This is a genomic window from Enterobacter sp. FB (assembly GCF_000805795.1).
GTDB lineage: Bacteria > Pseudomonadota > Gammaproteobacteria > Enterobacterales > Enterobacteriaceae > Enterobacter > Enterobacter roggenkampii.
Map to the genome: position 1 here is coordinate 364,857 of NZ_JSZC01000013.1, position 24,396 is coordinate 389,252.

At 55.4% G+C, this 24,396-nt stretch carries 27 protein-coding genes; 13 read left to right on the forward strand and 14 right to left on the reverse strand.

From position 1 onward, the window contains the following. Positions 1–5: 5 nt before the first annotated feature. Both PI91_RS08570 and PI91_RS08575 read left to right on the forward strand, forming a co-directional pair. Positions 6–1,070 (forward strand): sugar ABC transporter substrate-binding protein, encoded by a 1,065-nt coding sequence (locus tag PI91_RS08570; RefSeq protein ID WP_039265942.1) that lies wholly within the window; start codon positions 6–8, stop codon positions 1,068–1,070. An 83-nt stretch (positions 1,071–1,153) separates the two neighbouring features. Next, positions 1,154–2,395, forward strand: a complete 1,242-nt coding sequence (locus tag PI91_RS08575; RefSeq protein WP_039265943.1) for an LVIVD repeat-containing protein — start codon at positions 1,154–1,156, stop codon at positions 2,393–2,395. Between the two features lie 87 nt (positions 2,396–2,482). Here PI91_RS08575 and mtnK read toward each other — a convergent pair whose 3' ends face one another. Next, entirely contained in the window at positions 2,483–3,682 is a 1,200-nt protein-coding gene (gene mtnK / locus PI91_RS08580; protein WP_039265944.1) for an S-methyl-5-thioribose kinase, read from the reverse strand. Between the two features lie 104 nt (positions 3,683–3,786). Between mtnK and mtnA the strand changes: the two genes are divergently transcribed. Together mtnA and PI91_RS08590 are read left to right on the forward strand one after the other, a co-directional pair. Continuing rightward, positions 3,787–4,803 (forward strand): S-methyl-5-thioribose-1-phosphate isomerase, encoded by a 1,017-nt coding sequence (gene mtnA / locus PI91_RS08585; protein WP_039265945.1) that lies wholly within the window; start codon positions 3,787–3,789, stop codon positions 4,801–4,803. 42 nt (positions 4,804–4,845) lie between these two features. Further along, on the forward strand, positions 4,846–5,316 hold the full coding sequence (locus PI91_RS08590) for an SRPBCC family protein (RefSeq protein WP_039265947.1): 471 nt from the start codon (positions 4,846–4,848) through the stop codon (positions 5,314–5,316). A 53-nt stretch (positions 5,317–5,369) separates the two neighbouring features. On the opposite strand, the gene PI91_RS08595 is transcribed toward PI91_RS08590, so the two are convergent. The 3 genes from PI91_RS08595 to PI91_RS08605 are packed head-to-tail and all read right to left on the reverse strand — an operon-like array spanning position 5,370 to position 7,209. Next, the gene (locus PI91_RS08595; protein WP_039265948.1) at positions 5,370–5,912 is read right to left on the reverse strand and encodes an acireductone dioxygenase; all 543 of its coding nucleotides are present in this window, start codon (positions 5,910–5,912) and stop codon (positions 5,370–5,372) included. Further along, positions 5,909–6,598, reverse strand: coding sequence for an acireductone synthase (mtnC, locus tag PI91_RS08600; protein ID WP_008501009.1), 690 nt, complete (start codon positions 6,596–6,598; stop codon positions 5,909–5,911). Before mtnC ends, PI91_RS08595 begins: the two co-directional genes overlap by 4 nt. Beyond that, positions 6,595–7,209: a methylthioribulose 1-phosphate dehydratase gene (locus PI91_RS08605; RefSeq protein ID WP_023618408.1), complete on the reverse strand. Its 615-nt coding sequence runs from the start codon at positions 7,207–7,209 to the stop codon at positions 6,595–6,597. Before PI91_RS08605 ends, mtnC begins: the two co-directional genes overlap by 4 nt. 123 nt (positions 7,210–7,332) lie before the next feature. Between PI91_RS08605 and PI91_RS08610 the strand changes: the two genes are divergently transcribed. Then, positions 7,333–8,493 carry a pyridoxal phosphate-dependent aminotransferase gene (locus PI91_RS08610; RefSeq protein ID WP_025912709.1) on the forward strand — a complete coding sequence of 387 codons (1,161 nt, stop codon included), beginning with the start codon at positions 7,333–7,335 and terminating at the stop codon, positions 8,491–8,493. On the opposite strand, the gene PI91_RS08615 is transcribed toward PI91_RS08610, so the two are convergent. From PI91_RS08615 to PI91_RS08625, 3 genes are all read right to left on the reverse strand, one after another. Further along, a complete protein-coding gene (locus PI91_RS08615) occupies positions 8,494–9,120 on the reverse strand; it encodes a ParB/RepB/Spo0J family partition protein (protein WP_039265950.1) in 627 nt (208 codons plus the stop codon). It abuts the gene before it with no gap. Then, positions 9,105–10,328 (reverse strand): phosphoadenosine phosphosulfate reductase, encoded by a 1,224-nt coding sequence (locus PI91_RS08620; protein WP_021242593.1) that lies wholly within the window; start codon positions 10,326–10,328, stop codon positions 9,105–9,107. Before PI91_RS08620 ends, PI91_RS08615 begins: the two co-directional genes overlap by 16 nt. 157 nt (positions 10,329–10,485) lie before the next feature. Next, positions 10,486–11,385 carry a LysR family transcriptional regulator gene (locus tag PI91_RS08625; RefSeq protein WP_039265952.1) on the reverse strand — a complete coding sequence of 300 codons (900 nt, stop codon included), beginning with the start codon at positions 11,383–11,385 and terminating at the stop codon, positions 10,486–10,488. A gap of 675 nt (positions 11,386–12,060) precedes the next feature. On the opposite strand from PI91_RS08625, the gene ahpC reads away from it, so the two are divergent. Together ahpC and ahpF are read left to right on the forward strand one after the other, a co-directional pair. After that, on the forward strand, positions 12,061–12,624 hold the full coding sequence (gene ahpC, locus PI91_RS08630) for an alkyl hydroperoxide reductase subunit C (RefSeq protein ID WP_008501015.1): 564 nt from the start codon (positions 12,061–12,063) through the stop codon (positions 12,622–12,624). A 187-nt stretch (positions 12,625–12,811) separates the two neighbouring features. Then, a complete protein-coding gene (gene ahpF / locus PI91_RS08635) occupies positions 12,812–14,377 on the forward strand; it encodes an alkyl hydroperoxide reductase subunit F (RefSeq protein ID WP_023343579.1) in 1,566 nt (521 codons plus the stop codon). A 61-nt stretch (positions 14,378–14,438) separates the two neighbouring features. Here the strand turns inward: ahpF and uspG are convergent, their stop codons facing one another. After that, a complete protein-coding gene (gene uspG / locus PI91_RS08640; protein ID WP_008501017.1) occupies positions 14,439–14,867 on the reverse strand; it encodes a universal stress protein UspG in 429 nt (142 codons plus the stop codon). Between the two features lie 180 nt (positions 14,868–15,047). Here uspG and PI91_RS08645 point away from each other — a divergent pair, with 180 nt between their 5' ends. Next, positions 15,048–16,286 carry a zinc-dependent alcohol dehydrogenase gene (locus PI91_RS08645; protein ID WP_008501018.1) on the forward strand — a complete coding sequence of 413 codons (1,239 nt, stop codon included), beginning with the start codon at positions 15,048–15,050 and terminating at the stop codon, positions 16,284–16,286. 10 nt (positions 16,287–16,296) lie between these two features. Here PI91_RS08645 and yldA read toward each other — a convergent pair whose 3' ends face one another. Together yldA and rnk are read right to left on the reverse strand one after the other, a co-directional pair. After that, a complete protein-coding gene (yldA, locus tag PI91_RS26575; RefSeq protein ID WP_008501020.1) occupies positions 16,297–16,386 on the reverse strand; it encodes a small membrane protein YldA in 90 nt (29 codons plus the stop codon). Between the two features lie 139 nt (positions 16,387–16,525). Continuing rightward, entirely contained in the window at positions 16,526–16,936 is a 411-nt protein-coding gene (gene rnk / locus PI91_RS08650; RefSeq protein WP_008501021.1) for a nucleoside diphosphate kinase regulator, read from the reverse strand. 246 nt (positions 16,937–17,182) lie between these two features. Between rnk and PI91_RS08655 the strand changes: the two genes are divergently transcribed. Continuing rightward, the gene (locus PI91_RS08655; protein ID WP_008501022.1) at positions 17,183–17,800 is read left to right on the forward strand and encodes a flavin reductase family protein; all 618 of its coding nucleotides are present in this window, start codon (positions 17,183–17,185) and stop codon (positions 17,798–17,800) included. Here the strand turns inward: PI91_RS08655 and rna are convergent. Further along, positions 17,794–18,603, reverse strand: a complete 810-nt coding sequence (gene rna / locus PI91_RS08660) for a ribonuclease I (protein ID WP_023293038.1) — start codon at positions 18,601–18,603, stop codon at positions 17,794–17,796. The genes PI91_RS08655 and rna overlap by 7 nt on opposite strands. Positions 18,604–18,697: 94 nt before the next feature. After that, positions 18,698–20,065, reverse strand: coding sequence for an anaerobic C4-dicarboxylate transporter DcuC (gene dcuC / locus PI91_RS08665; protein WP_021242585.1), 1,368 nt, complete (start codon positions 20,063–20,065; stop codon positions 18,698–18,700). A 394-nt stretch (positions 20,066–20,459) separates the two neighbouring features. On the opposite strand from dcuC, the gene pagP reads away from it, so the two are divergent. After that, positions 20,460–21,077: a lipid IV(A) palmitoyltransferase PagP gene (gene pagP / locus PI91_RS08670; RefSeq protein WP_008501026.1), complete on the forward strand. Its 618-nt coding sequence runs from the start codon at positions 20,460–20,462 to the stop codon at positions 21,075–21,077. Between the two features lie 190 nt (positions 21,078–21,267). Next, complete coding sequence (gene cspE / locus PI91_RS08675) at positions 21,268–21,477, forward strand: transcription antiterminator/RNA stability regulator CspE (RefSeq protein WP_002439184.1); 210 nt, start codon at positions 21,268–21,270, stop codon at positions 21,475–21,477. Between the two features lie 219 nt (positions 21,478–21,696). On the opposite strand, the gene crcB is transcribed toward cspE, so the two are convergent. Further along, positions 21,697–22,080, reverse strand: coding sequence for a fluoride efflux transporter CrcB (gene crcB / locus PI91_RS08680; protein WP_008501029.1), 384 nt, complete (start codon positions 22,078–22,080; stop codon positions 21,697–21,699). A gap of 67 nt (positions 22,081–22,147) precedes the next feature. On the opposite strand from crcB, the gene PI91_RS08685 reads away from it, so the two are divergent. Together PI91_RS08685 and tatE are read left to right on the forward strand one after the other, a co-directional pair. Further along, positions 22,148–22,936 carry a deaminated glutathione amidase gene (locus PI91_RS08685; protein ID WP_039265954.1) on the forward strand — a complete coding sequence of 263 codons (789 nt, stop codon included), beginning with the start codon at positions 22,148–22,150 and terminating at the stop codon, positions 22,934–22,936. A 125-nt stretch (positions 22,937–23,061) separates the two neighbouring features. Then, positions 23,062–23,265 (forward strand): twin-arginine translocase subunit TatE, encoded by a 204-nt coding sequence (tatE, locus tag PI91_RS08690; RefSeq protein ID WP_008501031.1) that lies wholly within the window; start codon positions 23,062–23,064, stop codon positions 23,263–23,265. A gap of 82 nt (positions 23,266–23,347) precedes the next feature. Here tatE and lipA read toward each other — a convergent pair whose 3' ends face one another. After that, a complete protein-coding gene (gene lipA, locus PI91_RS08695) occupies positions 23,348–24,313 on the reverse strand; it encodes a lipoyl synthase (protein ID WP_008501032.1) in 966 nt (321 codons plus the stop codon). Positions 24,314–24,396: the final 83 nt, after the last annotated feature.

Consider the following 24,396-nt stretch of genomic DNA (forward strand, 5'->3'; position numbering starts at 1 on the left):
AAAAAATGAAAAAGATTGCACTCTCTTTGGTGGCATTAGGGTTATTCACCGCTCTGCCTGGCTTCGCGGCCACGCCCGCACCGCTCCCGGCGGCCATTGCCAACCACGACGGCCCCATTCGCATCGCGGTGATCCGTAACCTCGGCTCAGACGACAACACCACTCAGTTTATTGCCGGGGCCATTCAGGAAGGGAAGAAGCTTGGCTTTAAGGTCAGCACCTTTTTAAGCAACGGGGACGACGCCAAATTCCAGGACTTCGTGAACCAGGCCATCAGCCAGAAGTACGACGGGATTATCCTGTCTCAGGGCCGCGATCCGTACTCCACCGCGCTGGTGAAGAAGGCGGTGGACGCCGGAATTAAGGTTGCCGTGTTTGATACCGCCGTCAACGGCGAGATCCCGGGCGTGACCGTTACCCAACAGGACGATGCCTCTCTGACGAATCTCTCCTTCGGCCAGCTGGCGAAAGATTTCAACGGCAAGGCCAATATCGTCAAGCTGTGGGTAGCGGGCTTCCCGCCGATGGAGCGTCGTCAGGCGGCGTATAAAGAGTTGCAAAAACAGTACCCGGACATCAAAGAGCTGGAGTCTATCGGCGCGGTCTCCTCTGACGTGCAGGGCGACACCGCCAACAAGGTTGGGGCGATCCTGGCGAAATACCCGAAAGGCAAAATCGACGCCATCTGGGGAACCTGGGACGCCTTCAGCCAGGGCGCGTATAAGGCGCTGAAGGAGAACGGCCGTACCGAGATTAAACTCTACAGCATCGACATCTCCAACCAGGATCTGCAGCTGATGCGCGAGCCGGGCAGCCCGTGGAAGGTGAGCGTGGCGGTGGATCCGAAGCTGATTGGCGCGACCAACGTGCGTCTGGTCGCGAACAAGATTGCCGGGGAAGCAACGCCTGCGACCTACGATTTCAAAGCGGCCGCGATTCCGCAGGCGCTGCTGACCGCCCAGCCGGGCGCGGTGAACGTGGCGTCGCTGGGGAAAATCATTCCGGGCTGGGGCCAGACGGAAGATTTCATTGCGCCGTGGTTTGCGACGCTGGAAGCCAGGTCAAAATAATGCCCGGTGGCGCTTCGCTTACCGGGCCTACGGTGTTGTAGGCCGGGTAAGGCGCAGCCGCCACCCGGCGAAAGGAGCTCAAGGTGACTCATTTACCCCCTCCCGAATACAGCCGCAATATGCGGCTGATTGGCCATAGCGATCAGGGCGGTCGCCCGGACGGCGTGCAGCTGATGGTGCACCGCGGTTTCGCCTGGATCGGCCATATGGTGTCGCAGGGCTTTTCGATAGTGGACGTGCGCGACCCGAAAAACCCGAAACCCGCGGGCTATGTTCCCGCGCCGCCCGGCACCTGGAACGTGCATCTGCAGGCGCATGATGACCTGCTGCTGGTCATCAACGCCCGGGATCTGTTTGCCGATGCGCGTTTTGCCGACGAGAAGGTCTACTACACCCGGCAGGTGGGCGAGACCGTCAGCGACGTGCAGGACAAAGGCTGGAGCGCTGGCCTTCGCGTTTTTGATATCTCCACGCCGGACGCGCCGCGCGAAATCGGCTTTCTGCCGCTGAGCGGCATTGGCATTCACCGCATCTGGTACGTCGGTGGCCGCTGGGCGTACGTGTCGGCGCTTATTGACGGCTTTACCGACTACATCTTTCTGACGATTGACCTGGCCGACCCGCGTAAGCCTGAGGTGGCAGGGCGCTGGTGGCTGCCGGGGATGAATCAGGCAGAAGGGGAGAAGCCTAACTGGCCGGAAGGGAAACGCTACGCGCTCCACCATGCGATTATTGCCGGCGATACCGCGTACGGCAGCTGGCGCGACGGCGGCCTGACGCTGCTGGACGTGAAGGATCGTACCCAGCCTAAGCTCATTAGCCACCGCAACTGGAGTCCGCCGTTTGGCGGCGGCACGCACACCGCGCTGCCGCTGCCGGACCGCGATCTGCTGGTGGTGCTGGACGAAGCGGTACTCGATAACCAGGAAGACGGCGAGAAGCTGATCTGGCTGTTTGATATTCGCGAGCCGTCGAACCCGGTCAGCATCTCTACCTTCCCGCAGCCGGATGAAATCGACTACGTGGCGAAAGGGGCGCATTTCGGCCCGCACAACCTGCACGAGAACCGGCCGGGGAGCTTTGTCAGCTCAACGCTGATTTTTGCCACCTGGCAGAATGCGGGCGTGCGCGCGTATGACATCTCTAATCCGTATCGGCCGGTTGAAACGGGGGCGCTGGTGCCCGCCGCGCCGGCGAAAATGATGGATACCCGCCCGAATCGCCCGCAGGTGATCCAGTCGTGTGACGTGTTTGTGGATGCGCAGGGAATTATCTTCAGCACGGACTATAACGGCGGGCTGTCGGTAATTGAGTATCTGGGGTGAGTTTTTGCCGGGTGGCGCCTTTGCCTTACCCGGCCTACATTTTGCTCTCGTAGGCCCGGTAAGCGCAGCGCCACCGGGCAAACGTTCTCAACTGTACTGCCGCACCCGCGCCACCAGATCTTCCGCGCTCTCGATACGCTCGGCAATCACAATCAGCGCCTTGCCGAGCATTATCGCGTGGCGCAGGCACTCGTGGCGCATCGCCTCGTCCTGAATGGTGTCGATATCCGCGACGTGGGAAAGCCCGACGCTGCGGCGAATGAGTTCGGTGCCGCAGAAGCCGATGGCGTCATGCCAGACCTTTTTCAGGAACGCGGAGGCATAGCCCGGCGCGCTGAGCGCCGCGTCGCGCGTTTTCTCGTGCGCCAGCGCCTGGAAGCGTTCCGCGAAGGTGTTCCACAGCTCCTGAATATCGGTCAGGCGCTGCTCGCGCGCGGCGGCGGCATCGCGAATGCCCAGGTGCCCCGGCAGGCCGCAGAAGTTGAGCAGCAGGTTGCCGATGGCGGTGCCGATGTCAAAGCCCATCGGCCCGAAATAGCCGAACTCGGCATCGATGGCCTTCAGGCTGCCGTCGGCGACAAAAATCGAGCCGCTGTGGATATCCCCGTGCAGCAGGGCTTCAGCCTGAGAAAAGAAGCGGTGCTTGAGGGAGGCCACGGCAATTTTCAGCTGGGCGTCGTCGCGTAGCGCGGCGACGTCATTTTCCAGCTCGGCCGGGTAGCTGTTGCGTTCGTGGATCTGGTACGGATCGTTGAAGAACAGATCTTCGGTGATCTCACACATCTCCGGGTTGATGAATTTCGCCACCTGCGCTTTCTTCTCGTGCGGATGCAGGAAGAAATCGCTGGTGTGGAACAGCGCGTGCGCGAGGTATTCACCCAGCTGACGCGCCGCCTGCGGGTAATAATTATTTTTGATCAGCTCGCCGCGCCAGATGCGATGGCTGGAGAGATCTTCCATCACCATTACCGCCAGTTCCGGGTCAAAGTGGTGGATTTTCACGGTGTGCTGCGGGCTGTGCCGGTGGTGCTCGACCAGCGTTTGCGCCTCCAGACGGGCGCGATCCAGCGTCAGCGGCCAGGACTCGCCGACGCAGCGCACGTAGGGCAGCGCCTGCTTGACGATGATGCGGCTCACGCCCGCGCTGTCGAAGATTTTGAACACCAGATTGAGGTTGCCGTCGCCTACCTCCTGCGCCTCCACCAGCGATGAAGGATCGTCAAGGCCGCCAAACTGCCTGGCATATTCCACGGCGTCCTGAGCGGTAAAGGTACGGTATTGCGACATGGCCTGCTCCTCACGGGTTTGCTAATAAAGACATGTAGACGTCTATACATCTGGATTTCATCCTGACACAATGTGCTACAACAACGCAACAGGGAATTAACGACATGCAGACATTACAGACGACCAGCCTGCGGGTAGCGGATAATCAGCTCTTTATTCTCGACCAGCAGGCCCTTCCGCAGGAGAAACGCTGGCTGGATGCCTCAACGGTAGAGGCGCTGGTGGGGCATATTCACGCCCTGCGGGTGCGCGGCGCGCCGCTCATTGGTCTCTCTGCAAGCCTGCTGCTGGCGCTGCTGGCGGAAAACGGCAAAAGCCGTGACGAGCTGGCGGTTGCGCTGGAAACCCTGCGCGCGTCCCGGCCGACGGCGGTGAACCTGATGAACAACCTCGACCGCATGAAGCGGGCGCTCTGGCAGGAAGAGTATGTTCCGGCGCTGGTGGCCGAAGCGCTGCGCCTGATTGACGAAGACAAACGACTTTGCGATGCGATTGCCAGCGCGGGCAGCGCGCTGGTGAAGCCCGGCAGCCGTCTGCTGACCCACTGCAACACCGGCGGGCTGGCAACGGCGGGCGTCGGCACCGCGCTGGGGGTGATTGCTCGCGCGCACCAGGAAGGCAACGTCAGCAACGTCTGGGTGGATGAAACCCGCCCCCTGCTGCAGGGCGGTAGATTGACCGCCTGGGAGCTGGGCGAGCTGGGCGTGCCGTATCAGCTGATTACCGACTCCATGGCCGCCAGCCTGATGGCGAAAGGGCAGGTGGACGCCGTGTGGGTGGGCGCAGACCGCATTGCGGCTAACGGCGACGTGGCGAACAAAATCGGCACCTACTCTCTGGCGGTGCTGGCAAAATTCCACGGCATTCCGTTCTACGTCGCCGCCCCGCAAACGACCCTCGACCCGGACTGCCCGAACGGCGACGCGATCCCGATTGAGCAGCGCGCCGCCAGCGAGGTGACGGGCGTCGCCGGAAGCATTGGCGCGGTGCAGTGGGCACCTGAAAACGCGAAGGTCTACAACCCGGCGTTTGACGTGACCCCAGCCTCGCTGATTAGCGGCTGGGTGCTGGATACGGGCGTGGTCACGCCGGAAGAGGTTGCAGAAGGGAAATTTGCCTGAGTCCGGCTATCCTTTAAGGGGCTCCCTTAAGAGGACAACATCGTGACGCTCGACCCTGAAACAGACTTAAAACTGGAGCGCGTGGTGGACGCACCACGCGACCTCCTGTGGCTCTGCTGGACTACGCCCGAACACATCAAACACTTCTTCATCCCTGCACCGCATAAGGTGCTCGACTGCGATCTCGATCTGCGCGTGGGCGGGCGGTTCAACACCGTGTTTGAGGTGGACGGCCAGCGGATGGATAACCGGGGCGTGTTCCTTGAAATCGACCCGGGGAAAAAGCTGGTCTTTACCGACGGCTATACCGAAGGCTGGAAACCGGCCGAGAAGCCGTTTATGACGGCGATCCTGCTGCTGGAAGAGGTGGGCGAGGGCAAAACCCGCTATACGGCGATTGCGCGCCACCCAACGAAGGAGATCCGCGAGCAGCATGAACAGATGGGATTTCACGAAGGGTGGGGGATTGTGCTGGATCAGCTGGTGGAGTATGTGAAAGGGCTTAACGCGTAGTGCGCGCTGGTGCCCTCACCCCGACCCTCTCCCACAGGGAGAGGGAGAAAAGATCAGGCCAGGCGTGGATACGCATCCGCAATTGCGTCACCGGTAAACTGGGCAACCCAGCCTTCCGGGTTATCGAAAATACGAATCGCCGTAAAGTTCGGCTCTGAGCCCATATCAAACCAGTGCGGCGTGCCCGCGGGCACGGAGATCAGGTCGTTTTTCTCGCACAAGACCTGATATACCTCATCGCCGATGTGCAGGCAGAACAAGCCCGCGCCTTCCACGAAAAAGCGTACTTCGTCTTCGCCGTGGGTGTGTTCGTTCAGGAACTTCGCGCGCAGCGCGTCTTTCTGCGGATTGTCGGCGCGCAGGCTGATCACGTCCCAGCTCTGGTAACCCTTCTCTGCCACCAGTTTGTCGATCGCATGTTGATACGCCGCGATCACGGCTTCAGGCGCGGGATCGTGTCCTAAATCGCGATCCGCCGCCCAGCGTTCAAACCGCACGCTTTTCGCGTTGAGCTGTTGGGCAATCTCGGCGGCGTCGGTGCTGTGCCACTGGTGTTGACTGGCGTCTTTGTCGGAATAAATGGTCAATGCGCTCATGAAGGGATCTGCTCCGGGTTAATCTCGTCAAACTGGTGGACCTGATGGTGGTGGCTTGCGCCGTCATCATCGCCGCGAATCAGCTGCAGGGTACGAAAACCTGCCTGTTCAGCCGCGTCCAGCTCCTGATGAATATCGGAGAGGAAGAGGATCTGCGACGGGGCGATGCCCGTTTGCGCCGCAATGTTCTGATAAGACTGCACCTCGCGCTTGGCGCCGATGTGGGTGTCGAAATAGCCGCTGAACAGATGAGTAATATCACCTTCGTCGCTGTAGCCAAATAACAGTTTCTGCGCGGCGACGGAGCCAGAGGAATAAACATAGAGATCAATCCCTTGCGCTTTCCATTTTTCCAGCGCCGGGAGCACGTCCGGGTAGAGATGGCCGGTAAAGTCGCCGTTAACGTAGCCGTCGTGCCAGATGATCCCCTGCAGCGCTTTAAGTGCCGTAGATTTACGGTCTTCATCCATAAAGGCAAACAGGGCGTCGATAAGTTCGCTGACGCTGGCGTGTGGGTTAGCGATTTCATCACGCAGGTTGTCCAGAATGGATTTGACCGGCTCGGCGTACTGCTGCGCGGTCACGAAGGCCGCCAGTCGCTCACGCGCGTAGGGGAACAAAACATCATGGACAAAACGAATATCGCTGGTGGTCCCTTCAATATCCGTCACAATCGCGCGAATCATACTCTCTCCAGTTGTCGTAAACGCATTTCGCATTCAAATAAGAACTCTAATCCTTCCAGATGACGCCGGGCTTCGGCCACGTCGCGTCCCCAGCAGGTTAAGCCATGACCGCGCAGAAGAAAACCATAATTAAGCGGCCGTTCCTGGGCGTAATGAGCGATGCGTGAGGCGAGGGCGTCGATATCCTGGTCGTTATCAAAGACCGGGATAGCCACCGTATCCAGATGCGTGGTTTGTCCGGTGAGGGATTTTTGCATCTCAAAGCCGCTGATGTTGAGCTCGGCCTCTTTGACCAGACGCGACAGCACCGTGGCGTTAACCGTGTGAACGTGCAGCACGGCGTTGGCTTCCGGGAACAGGCGATAAATCAGCGTGTGCAGACCGGTCTCCGCCGACGGTTTGCGACCGGACGGCGCGCGGTTGGTGGCGATCTCCACCTGCAGAAAGTCATCGGTTGTGAGGCTACCTTTGTCTTTGCCGGATTCGCTAAGCCAGCAGAGATGTTCATCCTGACGCACCGACATGTTACCGCCGGTAGCGGGCGCCCAGCCTTTGGCACCGATCCAGCGGCAGGCGTCGACCAGATGCGTGAGTTGCAGGTTGTCTGTCATTTTCCTTTTACCCTCTCGGCCAGGAATATTCATATTGTTTAGACGTCTAAGCGTCTTGATTGCCAAAGACTAACATCGTGTTATAGTGGCAGCAACATAAGTATTACAAGCAGGCACAACACAATGAGCATTAACGCCTTGATTCCGCAAAGTAAACTTCCCAACCTCGGTACTACCATCTTTACGCAGATGAGCGCCCTGGCGCAGCAGCACAACGCCATTAACCTTTCTCAGGGGTTCCCGGATTTCGACGGCCCGGCTTATCTGCAGGCGCGTCTGGCGTATCACGTGGCGCAGGGGGCGAATCAGTATGCGCCGATGACGGGCGTGCAGGCGCTGCGGGAAGCGATTGCCGACAAAACGGCTGAGCTGTATGGCCATAAGCCCGATGCGAACACCGACATCACGGTGACGGCAGGGGCAACCGAAGCGCTGTATGCGGCCATCACCGCACTGGTGCGCGCGGGGGATGAAGTCATCTGCTTTGATCCGAGCTACGACAGCTATGCGCCTGCGGTTGAACTCTCCGGCGGCGTGGTGAAACGTGTGGCGCTCCAGCCGCCGCATTTCCGCCCTGACTGGCAGGCATTTGCTGCGCTGCTGAGTGACAAAACTCGTCTGGTGATCCTGAATACGCCGCATAACCCGTCGGCGACGGTGTGGCAAAAAGCCGATTTTGCCGCGCTGTGGCAGGCTATCGCCGAACGGGAAATTTACGTCCTGAGCGATGAAGTCTACGAGCACATCTGCTTTGCTGAGGAAGGGCATGCCAGCGTGCTGGCCCATCCGCAGCTTCGTGAACGTGCTATCGCCGTCTCTTCGTTTGGTAAGACCTACCATATGACCGGCTGGAAGGTAGGGTACTGCGTGGCCCCGGCGGCCATCAGCGCTGAGCTGCGCAAAGTGCATCAGTACCTGACGTTTGCCGTGAACACGCCGGCTCAGCTGGCGCTGGCGGATATGCTGCGCGCGGAACCCGCGCATTACCGCGAGCTGCCGCACTTCTATCGTGAACGTCGGGATCTGTTTGTGGCGGCGCTGAGCCAAAGCCGCCTGGAAATTTTGCCGTCTGAAGGAACCTATTTCCTGCTCGCCGACTACAGCGCGATTTCCGAACTGGACGACGTTAGCTTTTGCCAGTGGCTGACGAAAGAGGTCGGCGTGGCCGCCATTCCATTGTCGGTGTTCTGCGCCGATCCCTTCCCGCACAAGCTGATCCGCCTGTGCTTTGCGAAGCAGGAATCGACGCTGCTGGCGGCGGCGGAGCGTTTGAACACGCTCTGATTATTTCACCGTCCACGCTTCTGAGTAACGGCGGTCTGCAAACAGCTCCAGCAGACCGTTGATTTGCTTGAGGCGCAGCACCTCATCGCTGTCCATGCCCAGCTCTTTGCCTATTCGCTCATCATTCCAGCCGAGCTGTGCCAGTTCGCGCACGATATCTGACATGGCGTTGATTTGATGCCGACCCCGCGCCCGATTGTGGCGAATCGTGGCGGCCATACGGTCATGTTTATCCTGCCGGTGCTGGCGCAGGCAGGTGACGGGGAGATATCCTCTGAGCTGACGCTTCAACGCCGCCCGATTTTTGCCGATTTCGTGGCGATGAAAGCCATCCACAATTTCGTAGTGATGGGCTTCACTTTCCGTCACAACAATAGGTTGGGTGAATCCATCGAGTTCGAGCGACTTGCTGAGCAGCCGTTTTTCCGGAGGGGCAACGTTATTGGGGTTGTAGTCGTTAGCGATAATCGCGTCCTGTTTGATCCAGAGAACGCAGTCTATCGGTTGCTCGTGAAAAGGGCTGTTTTTATGGATCGCTTCGCGAAAGGCATTGATGGCAGTAATCCGATCCTCCTCGCAAAGTGACTGAAGGTACGTTTCGATCTCGGTAATTATTCTTTGTCGCATAAAATGCCCCACTCCTTGCGCTTCGCCTTCACTCGTTCGCTGTAGCGCTGATAATGTTTAGGTTTATTCGGGCTGAACGACAGCGCCCTGCACCAGTAGTCATTATTAAGTAATACCTTACAAATACGGCGCCATGAGGGGATGTCTTTGGCGCCGATATCGCCGTCCTGCGTCTCGGGGATATCCGGCATGCCTCTCTTCTGATACCAGTGCAGATAGATCGCGATTTTATTGCGGTAATGCTCAGCCGTGTTTTGCGGCATGCTGTTCAGCAGGAGCATGGCGTAGTCGCGCCAGCCGAGGTGATCGGGTTTGAGGATTTTCCGGTGGCCATAAAAGTGGTTGTCCTGCCCGGCGTAGAAGCCGCCGCTGCGCACGCCGCTGACGCGCTCGCACATGGCGGCCCAGCGCTCGGGCTCGAGAACGTGATAGAGCCAGAGTCCCTGGCGCTGTTCCGGGCCGAAGGGCTCGCAGATGCGCATATAGCGCGGCGGGACGCCCGCCTGAAACATGAGGTTGTAGAGCGGGTTATAGCTGCTTCCGGATTTTGCAAACCATGTCCAGATGTCTGCGGTTTTCCAGTCGTAAAGAGGATAGACGTACCACGCGTGCCCGCCGGGCGCGGTGGTTGTCCAGGGCTTATCGTCCGCGAAGCGATGCTTGCGGTTGTTGGCGATGGTCAAAAATCGGTTGTAGGATTCATCGGCGCGAATGCCCACCAGCATGGCTGCCGGACGGTGCAGGGCAAACCAGTCGGAAAACGAGCGGACAAAGGCTTCAAAGGTCATTCCCGTCTGGTAAAAATCAAAATAATCCGCAGCGGTGATGGCGCCTTCCGGCGGCTGGCGCACCCAGCGCACGTCCGGCGCCCAGCATTGCCATTCAGGCTGATACTGTGAGAGGGAATTTTGCGTGGTCAGCGGAAGCGCCACCCAGTAAAAGTGCTCGATGACGTCCCGGTAGCCTTCGCGCAGCGCATTAACGTGCTCAATGGTGCAGGAGAACTGTGCTTCCCAGTCAATAAAAAGCACGCTGATTTTTCGTTTTTGCGCCCGGGCCATTTGCGCGGTGAGATGCAGCATGACGGTGGAGTCTTTGCCGCCGGAGAAGGAGACGCAGATGCGGGAAAAGGTGGCGAACGTCCAGCCGATGCGCTCCTGCGCGGCCTCCAGCACGTTAAGCTGCAGGGGATATTTATACAGTGACATGTTCAATCTCTTCCTGAGTATGACAGTCGGGGGCTTTTATTTACGCTGATAAACCATGAATAGTAAAGATATTAAGGAGAAACCGGAATAATAAGATCTTCCATTAAAGGATTTGTTGCCCGAATGTAATTAAAAAGTATTCAGGCGATATCGCAAGTTATTCCACTTCGATTTTTTCAATGAATTGCGTAAACACGCTGCTGTTTAACGCCGAGCGATTGTAAAGCATATAAACATCTACTTGAGGAATCGCAAAAGGCAAGGAAATGCTCTTCAGGTTGAGATGGTCTTTATATCGTTCAAACAATATTGTTGGTACAAAGCCTATTAAATCACTCACGCCAATAATATTCATAATCGAAAGCAGTGAGTCACTGCGGAAACAGACGTTGCGTTCCGGAAGGAGAATGTTTGACTGCAGCTGGAACTCTTTTATGCCATTCTCCTGACTGCGCATCAGCGTGAATTTTTCCTGGCTGAGTTCCTCAATCGTTGCGCTATCGCCGAGGCGGGGGTGATCTTTACTGCACGCCAACAGCATTGCTAACTTCATAAAGCGGGTACAGATGATAGAGCGACTGTTAACCGGAGCAAAGCTAAACACCAGGTCGGCCTTGCGGTAGGCGAGCAAATCCTCGGCTGACTCAGGAGATAAGAGCACATCATTATGTTCTATGTCGTAATTTTCGTCTGCAAGCAGAGAGCTTAGCAGGCTGCCGAAGCGCCCATGGGCCACAATCTGCGGGCAGTAGATGACAAAGCTCTTTTTGATCTGCGCGTTATTCAGGATATTAATGGTTTGCTCAATGCTATTAAGGTTTTCTTCCAGATGGTGATGCAAATTGATCCCCACCGTCGTCGGGGTAATGCCTTTACCCGAACGAATAAAAAGCGGGTCATTCAGTTGCGCGCGCAGGCGTTGCAGGGACTGGCTCACTGCTGAGGGCGTGATATAGAGTGTTTCCGCTGCCTTGCTAATGCTAAGGTGCTGATAAATGCACTCAAAAATGACTAACAGATTAAGATCGAATTTTTTAAGGTCGTAAAGATTTGCCATAAATCATCCTGAGTGTGTTGTTGTCATCACATTACTGATAACTATAGTTCGAAGTTAATCATTTACAATCCTTGTGATTAACCTACTTAATTTGTTTTGAATACGAGCTTAATATATCACGAGGCTGGATTATTGAAATAGAACTTCAGCCGTTATTAAGATATTTTTATCTTTAAAACTTGCGGCTTTGTTCTCAAATAACCATTATTGGTTATACATTCGCTGTGACTCATTATTGTCACTTTCGTTCTGGCCACCAGGCAGACCACTTATTGCAACTCATTCTCATTATTAAGCCTCTCGTTGAGTCAGGCAGACGCGGAGGCTATTCGGTAAAACCTATCACAGCCATAGGGCGGAATGCCGGCGTGACGGATTGCCCAAACTGAAAACCGGTGCTGTAATCAAACCGCTGTTACGGCCTGAAATAAGGTATGTAGAGCGCAACGCAACGCCAGCCCAGGCTGGCACTGAAAGTTCCTGTGGAAAGTTCAGGTATCAGGGCCGCCCACCAGGGCGGCCTTTTTACGTTCAGGCTTTCCGTTAGTTCCGTTCACAAGGTTGTCTTGTTGGCGTTGTAAGGTTTGGCTGATTGATTTGATAAAGCATACGCATTAGCCCCGATGGATAAAGTTGGTTACCTTACATCTCAACGAAAACACGGAGGAAGTACAGATGTCTTTGATTAACACTAAAATTAAACCTTTCAAAAACCAGGCGTTCAAAAACGGTGAGTTCATCGAAGTAACCGAGAAAGATACCGAAGGTCGCTGGAGCGTCTTCTTCTTCTATCCGGCTGACTTCACCTTCGTTTGCCCGACCGAACTGGGCGACGTGGCTGACCATTACGACGAACTGCAGAAGCTGGGGGTAGACGTTTACTCTGTGTCTACCGATACCCACTTCACCCACAAAGCATGGCACAGCAGCTCTGAAACCATCGCCAAAATCAAATACGCGATGATCGGTGACCCGACTGGCGCCCTGACCCGTAACTTCGACAACATGCGTGAAGATGAAGGCCTGGCTGACCGTGCGACCTTCGTTGTTGACCCGCAGGGCATTATCCAGGCTATCGAAGTTACCGCTGAAGGTATCGGCCGTGATGCGTCTGACCTGCTGCGTAAAGTAAAAGCAGCGCAGTATGTCGCTTCTCACCCAGGCGAAGTGTGCCCGGCTAAATGGAAAGAAGGCGAAGCAACGCTGGCGCCATCTTTAGACCTGGTCGGCAAGATCTAAGTCTGTAAAGCCTGGCGGCGCTGCGCTTGCACAGGCCTACAGTATCGTAGGCCGGGTAAACGACGAGCCACCCGGCAATCAATGGGCGCACCCGCGCCCATTTCATTCCAGCACCATGATGCAAGTTGCATTCAGGCCGCCCGTATAAGGCAGCTTGCATGATGACGTTTTAAGAGAGGGAAGAACCATGCTCGACACCACGATGAAAACCCAGCTCAAGGCCTACCTTGAGAAACTGACCAAACCCGTTGAGCTGATTGCCACGCTGGACGACAGCGCGAAATCGGCAGAGATCAAGGAACTGCTGGCAGAGATCGCTGAACTGTCACCAAAAGTGACCTTCAAAGAGGATAACTCGCTTAACGTCCGTAAGCCGTCTTTCCTGATCACTAACCCAGGCTCTGAGCTGGGGCCGCGTTTTGCCGGCTCGCCGCTGGGGCATGAATTTACCTCGCTGGTGCTGGCGCTGCTGTGGACCGGCGGTCATCCGTCGAAAGAGGCGCAGGCGCTGCTGGAGCAGATCCGCGATATCGACGGTGATTTTGAGTTTGAAACCTACTACTCGCTCTCCTGCCACAACTGTCCTGACGTGGTGCAGGCGCTGAACCTGATGTCGGTCCTCAACCCGCGCATCAAACACACGGCAATTGATGGCGGTACCTTCCAGAATGAAATCACCGATCGCAACGTGATGGGCGTTCCGGCGGTGTATCTGAACGGTCAGGAATTCGGCCAGGGCCGTATGACGCTGACGGAAATCGTCGCCAAAGTGGATACCGGTGCCGAAAAACGTGCCGCAGAAGCGCTGAACAAACGCGAGGCTTACGACGTGCTGATTGTCGGTTCCGGCCCTGCGGGTGCGGCGGCGGCAGTGTACTCCGCGCGTAAAGGGATCCGTACCGGCCTGATGGGCGAACGCTTCGGTGGCCAGGTACTGGATACCGTGGACATTGAAAACTATATCTCCGTGCCGAAAACCGAAGGCCAGAAGCTGGCCGGCGCGCTGAAGGCGCACGTCAGCGATTACGACGTGGACGTGATCGACAGCCAGAGCGCCAGCAGGCTGGTACCTGCTGCGGTTGAGGGTGGTTTACACCAGATTGAAACTGCCTCCGGCGCGGTGCTGAAAGCGCGCAGCATCATCATTGCCACCGGCGCGAAATGGCGCAACATGAACGTGCCGGGCGAAGATCAGTATCGCACCAAAGGCGTGACCTACTGCCCGCACTGCGACGGCCCGCTGTTTAAAGGTAAGCGCGTGGCGGTGATCGGCGGCGGAAACTCCGGCGTGGAAGCGGCGATCGACCTGGCGGGGATTGTTGAACACGTAACCCTGCTGGAGTTCGCGCCAGACATGAAGGCCGACCAGGTTCTGCAGGATAAAGTGCGCAGCCTGAAAAACGTCGACATCATACTGAACGCGCAGACCACGGAAGTGAAGGGCGACGGCAGCAAGGTCACCGGTCTGGAATACCGCGACCGCGTGAGCGGCGACGTGCACAGCGTGCAGCTTTCAGGGATCTTCGTGCAGATTGGTCTGCTGCCAAATACCACCTGGCTGGAAGGGGCGATTGAGCGCAACCGCATGGGCGAAATCATCATTGATGCGAAGTGTGAAACCAGCGTGAAGGGCGTGTTTGCGGCGGGCGACTGCACCACCGTGCCGTACAAACAGATCATTATCGCCACGGGTGAAGGGGCGAAGGCGTCTCTGAGCGCGTTTGACTACCTGATCCGCACCAAAACCGCATAAGAAAAGAAAGTAAGGCTACACCTGCAATAGCGAGAGGCCACCGAAAGGTGGCCTCTTTTTTTTATCTAACGACCATCACCGGTATATGGGTGTGGCGGATGACGCTGGAGGCGTTAGAGCCCAGCAGATGCGTGGTAATGGACGGGTTACGCGAACCGATAACCACCACGTCTGCCTTCAGTTCGGTCGCCAGCTCATTGACCGCATCGCGTACGCTGCCGAATCTGACGTGTGTTTTGATCCGTGAAGGGTCGATGCTGAAGTGGCTGACCATGGTTTGCAGGCGATTTTCCGCCTCGTGCTGCAAATGTTCCTCGAAGCGACGCACATCGGCGGCAAAGCGGTGCAGGCTCAGGCTGGCGGAGCCTGGCAGCACGTGTAGCAGATGGATGACACCGTCCTGCTGCGCCAGAAACTCCGCGTGGCGTACGGCCTTGTCGCTCAGCTCCATTTCAAAAACATCAACCGGCATAATGATTCTCTGATACATACCCGTTTCTCCTTGTTTATAAACGCTGTACTCATTCAACCACAAAATAGTCATGGTTTCTGTAAGCGCTCCGTCAGTTTTCTTATCTTGCCAGGATAAATCTCAAAAGACCCGTATTCACAGGCAGACCTTCAGGGGTAGCTACCCTTATACACTTACCCGGAACCTTTCGGAGGTCGCATGAAAGCACTTACGTATCACGGTCCACACCATGTTCGCGTCGAGAATGTCCCCGACCCCATCATCGAACAGCCCGACGATATTATTCTGCGCGTCACGGCCACGGCTATCTGCGGCTCCGATTTGCATCTCTACCGCGGAAAGATCCCAAAGGTGCAGCACGGCGATATTTTTGGCCATGAGTTTATGGGGGAAATCGTCGAGTGCGGCGCAGAGGTGAAGAATTTGCAAAAGGGCGATCGCGTGGTGATCCCCTTTGTTATCGCCTGCGGGGACTGTTTCTTCTGTCGCCTCCAGCAGTATGCGGCCTGTGAGAATACCAACGCCGGGCAGGGTGCCGCACTGAACAAAAAGCAAATTCCCGCGCCTGCGGCGCTGTTTGGCTACAGCCACCTCTACGGCGGCGTGCCGGGCGGGCAGGCGGAATACGTTCGCGTGCCGAAGGGTAACGTCGGGCCGTTTAAAGTCCCGCAGCTTCTTTCTGATGATAAAGCGCTGTTCCTGTCCGACATTTTGCCCACGGCCTGGCAGGCGGCAAAAAATGCGCAGATTGAAAAAGGCTCAAGCGTAGCCGTTTTCGGCGCCGGGCCGGTGGGGCTACTGACCATTGCCTGTGCGCGGCTGCTGGGGGCTGAGCAGATTTTTGTTATCGATCACCATCCCTACCGGTTGCGATTTGCCGAGGCGCGCTATGGCGCTATCCCCATCAACTTTGATGATGACAACGACGCGGCGGAAAAAATCATCGAGCAGACCGCGGGCCAGCGCGGCGTTGACGCCGTGATTGATGCGGTCGGGTTTGAAGCGAAAGGCAGCACCACGGAAACGATCCTCAGCAATCTTAAAATCGAAGGCAGCAGCGGCAAAGCGTTGCGTCAGTGCATTGCTGCCGTGCGTCGCGGCGGGGTGGTCAGCGTACCCGGCGTATACGCAGGGTTTATCCATGGCTTCCTGTTTGGCGATGCCTTTGATAAGGGGCTGACGTTTAAGATGGGCCAGACGCACGTCCATGCCTGGCTGGGTGAACTGTTACCGCTGATCGAAAAAGGGCTGCTTACGCCGGAAGAGATCGTGACCCATTATCTCCCCCTTGCGGATGCGGAACGCGCCTATAAGATTTTCGAAAAACGGGAGGAGGAGTGCCGGAAGGTGATTCTGGTCCCGGGCGCAGAGACCCCCGAAGCCGCAGAGCAGACCGTTAAAGGGCTGGTGAATGCCTTCCCGGGCGGGGTTGCCTGAGAATATTCGCTTACCAGTGGCGTTCAAGATAGAGCACGGCCGTGACGATAATCGCCACAAAAATCAGAAAGATAAGTGTGATAACGCCTATCTCACTCATGACCGTCCCCGCGGCACCAAAACAGGTTAAGCGTGGATTAAGGCCATTTTGCGCGGTATAGGAAAATTGGGTGAATTTGCGGAAAGAGGATGCGGCTGCATCCTCTGTGCAAAGCGGGTAGGCGCTTATTCAGAAGAGATTAACGCAGGTAATCGCCCGCGGCTTCTGGCTGGTAGAGCAGCTCCAGCACTTCCAGATGGGTTGACGCCCCACCCGGTAATTCCCAGTGGATCGTATCCCCCGTACGCAGTCCCAGCAGTGCGGCACCCACAGGGGCCAGAACAGAAAGCTGTGTGCTGCTGTCGGTCATCTGAGCCGGGTATACCAGCGTACGGGTCAACTCTTCACCGGTGGTCAGGTTGCGGAATTTCACCTGGCTGTTCATGGTGACCACGTCATGCGGCATTGTCTCAGGCGTGCACATCTGTGCCCGGTCGAGCTCCTCATTCAGGGCGTCGGCCACGGGGAGCGAGGCAAATTCCGCTTTTTCCAGCAGCCTGTCGATACGTTCTGCGTCGAGCTCATTGATGATAATGGTAGGTCTGGACATTTTTTACTCCATGTCGTTAATGCTGCGTCTAACGCAGAAACTGATCCAAAAGAAAACCCTCGCCGTCTGGCAGCGAGGGTTTAACTCTCCCGATGATACTGGCTGAGCGCGCAAGTTTGAAGTGATGAAAGTCACATTCATGGGCCATATGAATTTTCGCTGAAATTTATTCAGTCTTCATTCCTGGCGGAATACGTTACGCTGAGTGTCCTGAACCCGGGCGTTGCCCATCAACGAGAGAGAATTATGTACTTCTATCAACCGTCTCAGGGGCACGGCCTGCCGCATGACCCGCTGAACGCCATTATTGGTCCACGTCCGATAGGCTGGATCTCCTCTTGCGACAAGGCCGGTCAGCTGAACCTTGCACCGTACAGTTTCTTCAACTGCTTTAACTACCGCCCGCCGATCATCGGCTTTTCCAGCAACGGCTGGAAGGACAGCGTGCGTAATATTACGGAAACCGGGGAATTTGTCTGGAACCTGGCAACGCGCGATCTCGCGCAGGCGATGAATCAAACCTCCGCGATGCTTCCCCACGATCGGGATGAATTTAGCTTTGCCGGGCTCACGCCAGCGGCCAGCCAGCTGGTTAACGCCCCCCGCGTTGCAGAAAGCCCGGTGAATTTTGAGTGTCGACTGTCCCAGTGCATTCAATTGACGGGGGCCGACGGTACGCCGGTGGACACGTGGCTGGTGCTGGGGGAAGTGGTCGGTATCCATATTGCCGAAACGCTGCTGGAAGAGGGGATATACCAGACGGCGAAAGCGCAGCCCATCCTGCGTGCGGGTGGGCCGACAGCGTACTATGGCATCAGCGATGAAAACCGGTTTGATATGGTGCGCCCGGGCGCGGATCAGTAACCGGCTTTATCAATCACGAATTGTTTTCCGCAGTTACCCGGATGTGGCTGCGGGGCAAATGAGGCCGCAGAAAGCGGGTTGTTAATGGCGTCAGCCTTCAGCGAAATCTGCATCTCGGTCAGATAAGCCGGATTGCCGTTGCAGGTCAGCTTGAACGCTTTAACGTTCTCCTTGCCCCAGCTTTTGGCTACGGCACTGTCAAAGTCGCTGCGATTGACGGGTTTTCCGTAGTTATTGGCAAGGAATTTACCGACCGCACTGTTTTTAACTTCCTGATTCATCCGCACCATCGTGCCGAAATAGGCATCCGGATCGAAACCAAAGCAGACGCCATGTTTGGCGTATTCGTAGCGTTCCAGGCAGGAATTACCCCCCGCACCCGGCATCACGTCGTTGAGCTTTGCGGCAGCGGAAAGCGACAGTCCGGTTTCGGCGGCATCGCATTTGCGGCTGGCCTTCACTTCCGGCATGTTCGGAATGGGGCGCGTGGCGCAGCCAAAACGCATCCAGCGACGTTCATCCACCCCGCGTGCGGCAATGGATTTCGGCAGGCCGGGCCATAGCCCGTGAACGGTCAGAAAATCAGCTTTATTTTCGCGCTCTTTTTGCAGGCGACATTCGTCAGGTTCATTGCGGTTGCGCTCGACCATGCTCTGGCAAAACCCGGTTTGCCAGGACAGGGCCAGCACATAGCGATCGAAATCGCCATACTGGGTTGCCTTGAGCGGTTCTGCCTGCGTGGAGAAAACACAGAGGGCAAGCGCGATTGCCCCAGACGGGATAACGATATCCTTCCTGAACATATGATTTCCTGATCGAATGAGCGTGATTGATTTCTGGGGGTTATTAAAGCACAAAAAGCGCCCGCAGGCGCTTTCTGGATATCAGGAATTTAGCTTAGGCTGCGCCGGGCACCAGCACTTCCGTGGCGATAATCACGATAATCAGCCCAACCATAACGGGCACTGAGGTGCGTTTTACCACTTCAAATGGCGAGATTTTTGCCATCCCGGCAACGGCGACGACCACGCCCGATACCGGGGAAATGGTACGGCCCAGGTTTGACGCCTGCAGCATGGGAATGGAGAGATAGGCCGGGTTAATACCGGAGGAGTGGGCCAGTTTCGGGATCATCTCCACGAAAGCGTAGAAAGGCGCATTGCCGGAACCGGTGGTCATGGCCGCCAGCATGGTGAGTACCACCAGGACCAGCATCAGGATAATACTGGCCGAGCCGAACGAGGTGGCGATAGAGATCAGGCTCTGGATAAAGCCGATGGTGCTCAGACCCTGAGCAAAAACGCCCGCTGCCACCAGCAGCATCACCACGCCAGCGAAGGCATCCGCCATACCGCGATAGGCGACTTCCAGACCCGAGAACACCTTTTGCGTGTTGAAACCGCGCACAAACTCCAGCACGGCAGCCAGCAGCATGCAGATCACCAGAATGGTGATGATGTGCAGCTGCGGGCCCCATTTGCCGTCAAAAATCAGCACTCCGATAATCGGCGTGAAGGGCAGAATGGCATAAAACGCGGGGGCGGTGGTGGTGATCTCACTCACATCCATCATCTCGTGGCTGATGTTTTCTTTCTTATCCAGATAGCGCTGCCAGAAGAAATGCGCGATTCCCATTCCCACAATGGCGACAATAGAGATTGGCAGCGTGGTTTTAAAGGCGAAGTCGATGAGCGACATCTCCGCAGCCTTTGCCGCCAGCACAACGTCGCCGGAGGTCGGGGAAAGAATAATGGCTGCCGGAGACGCGCAAATGGCTGCTGCCGCGCCGCGGCTGATACCGACGTTCACCATGACCGGGAACAGCGTGGCCATGAGCAGTACGCCAAGTCCGGTTGCCGACGACACGGCCAGCGACATCAGGCAGGCGAGGAAATAGGCGGCGACCATCAGCAGATAGGGTGAGTTGATGTATTGCAGCGGTTTTGAGGCAAGCTTAACGACCATGTCGTTGGCACCGATATGGGTCATGTAGGCGGCAAAACCGCACAGCATCATGATCATCATACCCAGGTCGCCGCCGCGGCTCATGAGTAATATCTTAATGTATTCAACAATATCAGTGGCGGTGTAACCCGTACTGGTTGCACTGGCAGGTAATACCTGATGTCCCATTATGGCGCTGATAATCAGCAGCGTTAAACCGCCAACAAATAATACGCCCGTGGCCGAATAGCCTTTAATGATGTAGCGTGCGACACCGACAATGACGACGACCCCAATAAGGAGTTCGAATAACGTAAGCATGATTTCCCCTGTATCTCTGCTGCAATGGAGCACAAAAAATCAATAAAAATAAGAAGGATGAAAATGTGCCGAATAAATGGCCTGTTCTTGCTGATTAAAATCAATAAACAGACGACTAGAGAGCAGAACAACCGTGTTTTTGCCATGGCTCTTACATTTACGCCATGAGAGTCTTGACCGTAAGAAATAGCGCAATATGTCCTTACAATGATAACAGATTGTTAATATTTTGTGTAATTCAGCATGTTGCTGATATACAAGGCTAAACAGGTTAAAGGCTCACTCTGAATGTGCTTATTCAAACTTGCGGTCCAGTTTATTGAGAATATTCCCGGAAAAAGGCCGAATAATTAGGAATAACGCTGATGTCGTTAAGCCTTGATTCAACTACTTTATGGTAAACTTTGCCTCGAATACTAAGAATGGTAATTGCATTGTGATCGTACGTAATACATTTTTCTCAATTTTATTGTTTATTTTTGGGCAGTTAACGTTTTCTTCTGTTGCACAGGCAGAGGACAACGCGACGGATAAAGGGTGGTTCTCAACCTTTACGGATAATGTCTCTCAGACCTGGACGGCGCCCGAACATTATGATCTCTATGTTCCGGCAATAACGTGGCATGCGCGTTTTGCTTACGACAAAGAGAAAACCGATAAATATAACGAGCGTCCGTGGGGCGCTGGTTTCGGTCAGTCGCGCTGGGATGATAAGGGAAACTGGCATGGTATCTATCTGATGGCCTTTAAAGACTCCTTTAATAAATGGGAGCCGATTGGGGGCTACGGCTGGGAGAAAACCTGGCGCCCGCTAGCTGACGAGAACTTCCATGTCGGGTTGGGCTATACCGCGGGGGTCACCGCGCGTGACAACTGGAACTACATTCCGATCCCGGTGCTGCTGCCGTTGGCCTCTATCGGTTACGGCCCCGCAACGTTCCAGATGACCTACATCCCGGGCACGTACAACAACGGTAACGTTTACTTCGCTTGGATGCGTTTTCAGTTTTAACTGAAAAAACTTTACCTGTTGGTGATAAAACGCGCAGCCGTTGATTCATAAACGATAAAAATCTGCCAGTGAAAATTAACGCGACTTTAGTCACTTTTTATCAAAGATCCGCTGGACAAAAGGTCTCACAATTGATGTACTGGTAACCGACACAGCATTTGTGTCGTTTTTTAATGTAAAGGTAATTTTGATGTCTAAGATTAAAGGTAACGTTAAGTGGTTTAATGAGTCCAAAGGATTCGGTTTCATTACTCCTGAAGATGGCAGCAAAGACGTGTTCGTACACTTCTCTGCAATCCAGTCTAATGGTTTCAAAACTCTGGCTGAAGGTCAGCGTGTAGAGTTCGAAATCACTAACGGTGCCAAAGGCCCTTCTGCTGCTAACGTAATCGCTCTGTAATCCAGACGCGTCAGCAAGAATTTCAAAACCCGCTCACTGAGCGGGTTTTTTTCGTTTTGAATCAGCCAAGCAGATACATTTTCAGGAAGCTGGCCACGATCAGCACGCTTAACAACACCATGCCTGCGCTCATCAGACTCTGTTTCATTCTGTCACCCTCGTTCAGTACTGCATCCAGAGTGACAGAGAAAAATTAAGCCAACATTAACGGTTCGGCTGTTAATGCGCGCTTGCAGAAGAAAATAGCCAAAATGCGATCCCCGTCATCGCAAAGGAGCCGAGCATATTGATCGCCATATTCATCAGCGCCCAGCCGATACGGCCTTCCTGAAAGAGAAAAACCGTTTCCGCAGAAAAGGTTGAGAAGGTGGTTAACCCGCCGCAGAATCCGGTGGTAATAAGGACTTTCCACATTGGGTCAATGTGTGTCATTCGGTTAAACCAGGCCAGCCCCATGCCAATGATAAAGGCACCTATCAGGTTTGCAGCCAGCGTCCCCATGGGAATCGCCTGATGCAGGGGGTTAAACCGCATACTGAGAAACCATCGCGCAACGCTACCCGTTCCCCCACCAATAAAAACGGCTAAAAGTAGTTGTAACACGCTAAATACCTGCTATTTGATGTGTAAGAGAAGCGAGTTTAACGCCGTTTATGATGAGGGGACAAATATGTATGTTGCGGTAGGGCAATTTGCGGTCACGCCTGACTGGCAGGCTAACGCGATAAAATGCGTCAATCTGATGATGCAGGCCCAACAGAAAGGCGCGTCGCTGCTGGTGCTTCCTGAGGCGCTGCTGGCCAGGGATGATAATGACCCGGATTTATCCGTGAAGTCCGCGCAGCCGCTGGACGGTGAATTTTTACAGCAATTGCTCGCCCAGAGCGTGGGCAATACGATGACGACGATCTTAACAATCCATGTTCCCTCTACGCCGGGTCGGGCGGTGAATACGCTGGTGGCGATTCGCGGCGGAGCCATAGTCGCACGTTACGCCAAGCTCCATCTTTATGATGCCTTCAGCATTCAGGAATCACGGCGCGTCGACCCAGGAGACCGTGTTCCGCCGCTGCTGGAGATTGACGGATTAAAGGTTGGGCTGATGACCTGCTATGACCTGCGTTTTCCGGAGCTGGCACTCCATCTGGCGCTACAGGGGGCGGACGTGCTGGTTCTGCCTGCCGCGTGGGTTAAAGGGCCGTTAAAAGAACATCACTGGGCAACGCTGCTGGCGGCACGCGCGCTGGATACCACCTGCTATATCGTTGCTGCAGGAGAATGCGGAACGAAGAACATCGGGCAAAGCAGGGTAGTCGATCCGCTGGGTGTGACGATCGCCGCCGCTGCGGAAGCCCCGGATTTGCTGGTGGCGGAGATAAACATAGACAGAATTGCGCTTGCACGTCAGCAATTACCTGTTCTTCGCAATCGTCGGTTTGCGCCACCGCAATTATTGTGATGTTTTTTTCAACAATGCTTGATTCACCTTGTTACAGATTGCTATTGTGTGCACGCGCTAAATGACCGTTAATACAGTCAGGTTTTGGCGCTGAATGCAGCCTGTTTTAAGTAAAGAAGGTATCTATGGGTGAGATTAGTATTACCAAACTGCTGGTGGTTGCCGCACTGGTCGTCCTGCTGTTTGGTACCAAGAAGTTACGCACGCTGGGTGGTGACCTGGGGGCTGCCATCAAAGGCTTTAAGAAAGCGATGAACGACGATGATACAGCCGCGAAGAAAAGCGCTGAGGATGACGTCCCGGCAGACAAGCTTTCTCACAAAGAGTGACAGCAACGCCTGAGGGCATGCGAAAAAAAAACCGGCTCATGAGGCCGGTTTTTTTGTATTACTGTAAATGAATATTACAGCATTATTTAACTTCTTCGCCTTTTGCCTGCATATCTGCATGGTAGGAGGAGCGAACAAACGGGCCGCATGCGGCGTGAGTAAAGCCCATCGCCAGCGCTTCGGCCTTCATTTCATCAAACTCGTCCGGGCTCACGTAGCGCTGTACCGGCAGGTGGTGACGGCTTGGCTGCAGATACTGGCCCAGAGTCAGCATGGTTACACCGTGGCGGCGAAGATCGCGCATCACCTCGATGATTTCATCGTTAGTTTCACCCAGACCTACCATCAGACCTGACTTGGTCGGAATATGTGGATGCGCTTCTTTGAAGCGTTCCAGCAGTTTCAGAGACCAGTTATAGTCAGCGCCCGGGCGCACCTGACGATAGAGACGCGGTACGTTTTCCAGGTTGTGGTTAAATACATCTGGCGGCGTCGCGGTCAGGATATCCAGCGCGCGGTCCATACGGCCGCGGAAGTCTGGCACCAGCGTCTCGATTTTGATGTTTGGGCTTTTCTCGCGAATGGCCGTAATACAGTCAGCGAAGTGCTGCGCTCCGCCGTCGCGCAGATCGTCACGGTCAACGGACGTGATAACCACGTAACGCAGCGCCATGTCGGCGATGGTCTGCGCCAGCTTCTGGGGTTCGTTAGCATCAGGTGCAACCGGACGGCCATGAGCAACATCGCAGAACGGGCAGCGGCGGGTACAGATAGCACCCAGAATCATAAACGTCGCGGTACCGTGATTGAAACATTCAGCAAGGTTCGGACAAGAGGCTTCTTCACAAACGGAGTGAAGGCCATTCTTGCGCATCGCCGCTTTGATCCCCTGGATACGCGAAGAGTCGGCCGGAAGTTTGATTTTCATCCATTCCGGTTTTCTTAACAGCGCCTCGCGCTCTGTAGCCACGTTTTTAACCGGGATAAGGGCCATTTTATCGGCATCGCGGTATTTAACACCGCGTTCCATCACAATGGGTTTACTCATAGCGTGCGTGTTCCAGTTGCGAATATCGAAGGAAAGCGTTTCAATTCAAGGGAATGTTGTATTTATCAACTATTTTTGAACGA

Coding starts and splice junctions, on each gene's coding strand:
- PI91_RS08570 (WP_039265942.1), top strand. CDS start 6: ATGAAAAAGATTGCACTCTCTTTGGTGGCATTAGGGTTATTCACCGCT.
- mtnK (WP_039265944.1), bottom strand. CDS start 3,682: ATGTCGCAATACCGTACCTTTACCGCTCAGGACGCCGTGGAATATGCC.
- mtnA (WP_039265945.1), top strand. CDS start 3,787: ATGCAGACATTACAGACGACCAGCCTGCGGGTAGCGGATAATCAGCTC.
- PI91_RS08595 (WP_039265948.1), bottom strand. CDS start 5,912: ATGAGCGCATTGACCATTTATTCCGACAAAGACGCCAGTCAACACCAG.
- mtnC (WP_008501009.1), bottom strand. CDS start 6,598: ATGATTCGCGCGATTGTGACGGATATTGAAGGGACCACCAGCGATATT.
- PI91_RS08605 (WP_023618408.1), bottom strand. CDS start 7,209: ATGACAGACAACCTGCAACTCACGCATCTGGTCGACGCCTGCCGCTGG.
- PI91_RS08610 (WP_025912709.1), top strand. CDS start 7,333: ATGAGCATTAACGCCTTGATTCCGCAAAGTAAACTTCCCAACCTCGGT.
- PI91_RS08615 (WP_039265950.1), bottom strand. CDS start 9,120: ATGCGACAAAGAATAATTACCGAGATCGAAACGTACCTTCAGTCACTT.
- PI91_RS08620 (WP_021242593.1), bottom strand. CDS start 10,328: ATGTCACTGTATAAATATCCCCTGCAGCTTAACGTGCTGGAGGCCGCG.
- PI91_RS08625 (WP_039265952.1), bottom strand. CDS start 11,385: ATGGCAAATCTTTACGACCTTAAAAAATTCGATCTTAATCTGTTAGTC.
- ahpC (WP_008501015.1), top strand. CDS start 12,061: ATGTCTTTGATTAACACTAAAATTAAACCTTTCAAAAACCAGGCGTTC.
- ahpF (WP_023343579.1), top strand. CDS start 12,812: ATGCTCGACACCACGATGAAAACCCAGCTCAAGGCCTACCTTGAGAAA.
- uspG (WP_008501017.1), bottom strand. CDS start 14,867: ATGTATCAGAGAATCATTATGCCGGTTGATGTTTTTGAAATGGAGCTG.
- PI91_RS08645 (WP_008501018.1), top strand. CDS start 15,048: ATGAAAGCACTTACGTATCACGGTCCACACCATGTTCGCGTCGAGAAT.
- yldA (WP_008501020.1), bottom strand. CDS start 16,386: ATGAGTGAGATAGGCGTTATCACACTTATCTTTCTGATTTTTGTGGCG.
- rnk (WP_008501021.1), bottom strand. CDS start 16,936: ATGTCCAGACCTACCATTATCATCAATGAGCTCGACGCAGAACGTATC.
- PI91_RS08655 (WP_008501022.1), top strand. CDS start 17,183: ATGTACTTCTATCAACCGTCTCAGGGGCACGGCCTGCCGCATGACCCG.
- rna (WP_023293038.1), bottom strand. CDS start 18,603: ATGTTCAGGAAGGATATCGTTATCCCGTCTGGGGCAATCGCGCTTGCC.
- dcuC (WP_021242585.1), bottom strand. CDS start 20,065: ATGCTTACGTTATTCGAACTCCTTATTGGGGTCGTCGTCATTGTCGGT.
- pagP (WP_008501026.1), top strand. CDS start 20,460: ATGGTAAACTTTGCCTCGAATACTAAGAATGGTAATTGCATTGTGATC.
- cspE (WP_002439184.1), top strand. CDS start 21,268: ATGTCTAAGATTAAAGGTAACGTTAAGTGGTTTAATGAGTCCAAAGGA.
- PI91_RS08685 (WP_039265954.1), top strand. CDS start 22,148: ATGTATGTTGCGGTAGGGCAATTTGCGGTCACGCCTGACTGGCAGGCT.
- tatE (WP_008501031.1), top strand. CDS start 23,062: ATGGGTGAGATTAGTATTACCAAACTGCTGGTGGTTGCCGCACTGGTC.
- lipA (WP_008501032.1), bottom strand. CDS start 24,313: ATGAGTAAACCCATTGTGATGGAACGCGGTGTTAAATACCGCGATGCC.